This window comes from 'Vigna radiata' phytoplasma (assembly GCF_030586915.1).
In the GTDB taxonomy this organism is placed as follows: Bacteria; Bacillota_I; Bacilli_A; order Acholeplasmatales; family Acholeplasmataceae; genus Phytoplasma; species Phytoplasma australasiaticum.
On the sequence record NZ_JAOSIS010000035.1, the window covers coordinates 1 to 4,561 of the forward strand.

The 4,561-nt window shown below is 19.5% G+C and carries 2 protein-coding genes; one reads left to right on the forward strand and one right to left on the reverse strand.

Going from position 1 to position 4,561, the window contains the following annotated elements; translation table 11 throughout:
• Positions 1-1,880 precede the first annotated feature (1,880 nt).
• Entirely contained in the window at positions 1,881-2,339 is a 459-nt protein-coding gene (locus tag OC710_RS02485; RefSeq protein ID WP_004994645.1) for a hypothetical protein, read from the forward strand.
• Between the two features lie 347 nt (positions 2,340-2,686).
• Here the strand turns inward: OC710_RS02485 and OC710_RS02490 are convergent, their stop codons facing one another.
• Positions 2,687-2,992 carry an SVM family protein gene (locus OC710_RS02490; RefSeq protein ID WP_004994648.1) on the reverse strand — a complete coding sequence of 102 codons (306 nt, stop codon included), beginning with the start codon at positions 2,990-2,992 and terminating at the stop codon, positions 2,687-2,689.
• Between the last annotated feature and the right edge of the window lie 1,569 nt (positions 2,993-4,561).

Below are 4,561 nucleotides of genomic sequence, written 5' to 3' on the forward strand. Positions count from 1 at the left end.
ACAATTTAATATTTAATTTATTATCCTTATCATTATTGATATAAAGAATATTAAATATACACTTCTTTAATAAGTTAATATTTATATTACTAATAATTTTATAAAAAATTTCATAGAAAATTTCATAGAATTTAAATAAAAAATATTGAAATTTAAATATATCACTATTTATATAATTTTATAAATTAAATATTTTAAAAAAAATTTATTTATTGAAAATTATAATATATTTTTTACGATTTATTTATCGTTGTGAGTTTTGATATTATTTAAGTTTTCTTTGGTAATCTTTTTTTGTTGACGTCATAGTTTGGTTAAATTGCTGCTGTTAATATTCTTATATCATAAGCGTAAATTTTCTTTGTTAATTCATTGGTTAATGATTTTTTGTTTTCGTTAATTACTTCGTTAAACATAATAATATAAAACAGTGATTTTTATGTAAAAATAAAGTAACTTTGCCCATTTCTTGATTATATTTCTAGCAATCACTAATAGTTTTAATTAAAAATTTTTTTATTTTTATCATTTTTTAATACTGAAAACTTCTATAATCAAAATATCACTGTATTAATATTTTTCGTATATATTTATTTGATAATTTATGAAAATTGTTTAAGCAAATAATAAAAAAATAAATTTTAGAATGTCTATTCAAATATATTTATAATTAGAAAAATTTAAATTTAGATAACTATGTTTAATTATATTAAATATTGTTTAATATAAATAATATTTAAGAAACTTATTACGTAATAAAATAAAGTGAAATTTATTTAAATTAATTAAATGGTTTTAAAATAAGTTATTTTTAATTATATTTAGAATAAAAATATCAAAAAATAGCTAACTATGTTTAATTATATTAAATATTGTTTAATATAAATAATATTTAAGAAACTTATTACGTAATAAAATAAAGTGAAATTTATTTAAATTAATTAAATGGTTTTAAAATAAGTTATTTTTAATTATATTTAGAATAAAAATATCAAAAAAATAATTTTTTATATAAAAAAATATATGATTTTTTTAAAAAATTTGTTATTTATAAAAATATTAAATATTATGTAAAAACCATGTTTTTTATTATAAAGTTTACTTCCTATAATATTAATTATGTAAACCATTTAATTAACCTTATGAAATTGACTATTTATCCTCTTGATTCATTTGAAAAGAGCAAAAAAACAAAAAAAGATCAACTAATAAAGTTGATCTTGAACATAATTAACAGATTTTATTAATTGTAATACTTTTGGGGTGCAGTGCGATCTGACCTGGTTATTTTTTAAATACCGCGAATTTTAGGTATCTTTGGCATCCTAATCTTTTACCTTAATGTTTTATTTCAAGATTTTGAAAAAAGTAAAAATAAATTTTTTATCTTACTTATAATATTAATAAGCTTAATTAAATATGATTTTTTATAAAAAATTAATTTATATTATTAAATGCGGTTTTAATATTAATATTAAAAATAAAATTATTTTTTAATATTATTAAAATAATAAATAATTATTTTAATGATAATAATTTTAAAAATAAATTTTCCATTTTCCATTATTATGAAAATAAAATTTCAAAAAAAATATATAATAAAAATGTATTAAATATTTAATAAAATTTATATAACTATTAATTTTATCTTAATATATTAAATTTAAATAAAATAATATAAACTTTTTTTTCATTTGAGGAACCAAATTAATAATATTTTTTTCTATTAATATTTAAGAATATATATTTAAGAAAAAAATTGTAATTTAATCAAATTATTATTTCTTATAGATGGATTGTTCATGAATTTTTAAAAATATTCATTAATTTATAAAAAAATTATAAATATTTGTCAATTTCATTAGAAAGTTTTTTATCATATGAATTTTAAGTTCACAAAAATACAAATAAAAAAAATTAATATGATTTGTTTATTTATAATTTTCTTAGCTTTAATATTTATAAATAATCAAAAATCTTATATAGTTTACGCTGGTTCGAATTATTCAACAATCAAAAGAACAGAATCTTCTGAAATATTATTTGATTGTTTAGAAACTAAAATAGAAATTTTAAGAGACAAAATAGATCAATTTTCAAGGAAAAAAAATGAATTATTAAAAGAAATTGATACAGTAGACAAAGAATTGTTATCATTGAATTTAAAAATTAAAAATAAATCCCATTTTAATGTTTCTAAAAGTTTTTTAAAATATCAAATATCTTGTTTAAAATCAAAGAAAAATAATCTTAAAACAAATTTATATGATTTACATTTAGAAATAACAGAATTAGAACTTAAATTAAGAAAAAAATTAGATTTATTAACTAAAAAATAATGTTGTTCTTTTTAAAATTAATTTTATCATTTTACTAAAAGCAATAATTATCGATAAATAATTGATTAATCATCATCAAAATATTATTAATAACTTATATGTATCCTTATTATTTATAATAAATAAAAAATAAATTAAATAAAATCTCTTTTAAATAGTAAATCTTTAAATTAAATACATTTAATGTTTTATTATATTTATTTAAATAAAAAAAGACCCCCCGCAAAAAGGTCTTTTATATTTAAGAAAAGAAAATTATTTTTATATTGATAATATTTTTAGTTATTGTCATTATTTAAAGTATATTTAAAAGATGTTGATAAATTTTTAGTTGTTCTTTTTGATTATTAACTAATTGTTCGTGATTTGTTTTTAATCTTAATAGTCTTTTTTTCATCATCAGTAAGATTAACTGATTCTTTTAATGTTTTATTTATGTTTGTTATTGTGGTTGCATTATCATAAATTTTTTGTTTTAAATAGATAATATTTTCTTCAATAGTGAGATTATGTTGAGAAGGTTGATTGTTACTAGTTCCTGGAAAGTTTGGATTCATTGCCATAACTTGATTAATATTCATTAAGAAGAATAATCCTAAACAACTAATTAAAGAGGATGACAAAAGATGTAATTTATTTTTTATTTGCATCATTTTAACTTATAACTCTCCTTTTATTTATCCCTCAGTTGAGGTGATATCGTAAAAGGAATTTTTGTTTTGAAATAATAGAATATTCACTGATTTCTTTCGTGTATTTTTCTATCTTTTTTTATATTTTTCAATATTAACTAACTTATCTTGGTAATATTTTTATTTAATTTCTAATGTACTAATTTGAATATTAATATCTTTGATTTTAATAATTATTTCAAGTATTTTTTCTTTAAGTTTTTTTCAATTTTATCTTTATGACCTCTTCTATCATTTATCTTTTTCTAATAAAATTGTTTGTGGTTTTAAAACTGTTATTCGATTTGGAAAAGGATTTAATTACAAATTAGTATTGATCATATTCTTTTTTATATTTAATAAAATATTCATAATTTTTTATGAACCTTCTAACATTTGTTACCAACTCGTTTTCAATTCCGCAATTTTTTTCTTCGAAAGATAAATCAAGTAGTAAGAAAGCAGGATTAGAAGATTCTTGAAAAAGATCAGTTTTAATTTATTATAAACATACTGCAGTTGTTTTGATTTTCGGTGAAATAGTTTTTGTAAAAGATTGTGGATTAGAAGGAAGCGGTGTTTCTTCAGGTTAGAAAATCTCTTTTTCTTGTTCTAAAAAAGATAAAGGTGTTTAAGAAGAAATAACATTATGATAATTTTTATTAATCATAATTATAATTACTATTCCTAAAAATAACCATTATTTAAATAAAATATTTTTTTTATAAAAATTTTTTTTGATTCGCAAAATTTCATAACCTTTCTGATAATAAAAGATATTATTATCAAATTTAGAAATTTGAATATATCGCTATGGGCGCCAAAATATGCCTAAATATCGTGTTATCTAACCAATAACCAATTCCGATAAACATTGAATGGATATGATCGGTCTGTTAAACGAAAGAATGACAGATTAAAGCAGATCATAAAAGCGGGTTGAGATGAAGTAGTTAATCAAGAAGACCTCGCAACTAAATTGCCTCACGGATAAGTCTGAAATGACCCAAGAAGAAAAGTAGATGTAATGTAATACCTATCACGCAAACTAATGAAACCGTGTAGTTCAGCAGCTATCAGTTTAGGATTGTGGAACTGTATAGTTTATCAATAAGAAAGCTGAAATCTCACCGACAGTCAGGAAAGACACTAAAACATTAGCGGTCACTTCACCTAAAAGGCAAAGGTAGATATTTAGAGTAACTTGGAGAATCCTAAAACTAAGTAATTAAGTTTACGGATCCGGAAATTAAAGCCCGGATGGTCAAGGATAAAGAATCTTCTCAGTAGTCGTAAGGGTAAACCTAAATTTGGAATAATTTAGTTAATCATCTTACCAAGAAGAGAGTTAATCACTCTTATAGGGCGAAAGAAGAAAGTAATTTACTAGTTATTCAATGGTATCGGGAAAGGAGTTGATATACTATGTCAACAACGGTTTCACCAGAAACTAAACTTTTACGAACATTGAGTAAAATTCAATATCGTTCAACAAATGACGGCTCCTTAAAAAGAGAACTCCAGCAGGGAATGAATAACTTTTATAACACA

Excerpts from the sequence above, each read along its gene's own strand:
- OC710_RS02485 (WP_004994645.1), top strand. The coding sequence starts at position 1,881 with ATGAATTTTAAGTTCACAAAAATACAAATAAAAAAAATTAATATGATT.
- OC710_RS02490 (WP_004994648.1), bottom strand. The coding sequence starts at position 2,992 with ATGATGCAAATAAAAAATAAATTACATCTTTTGTCATCCTCTTTAATT.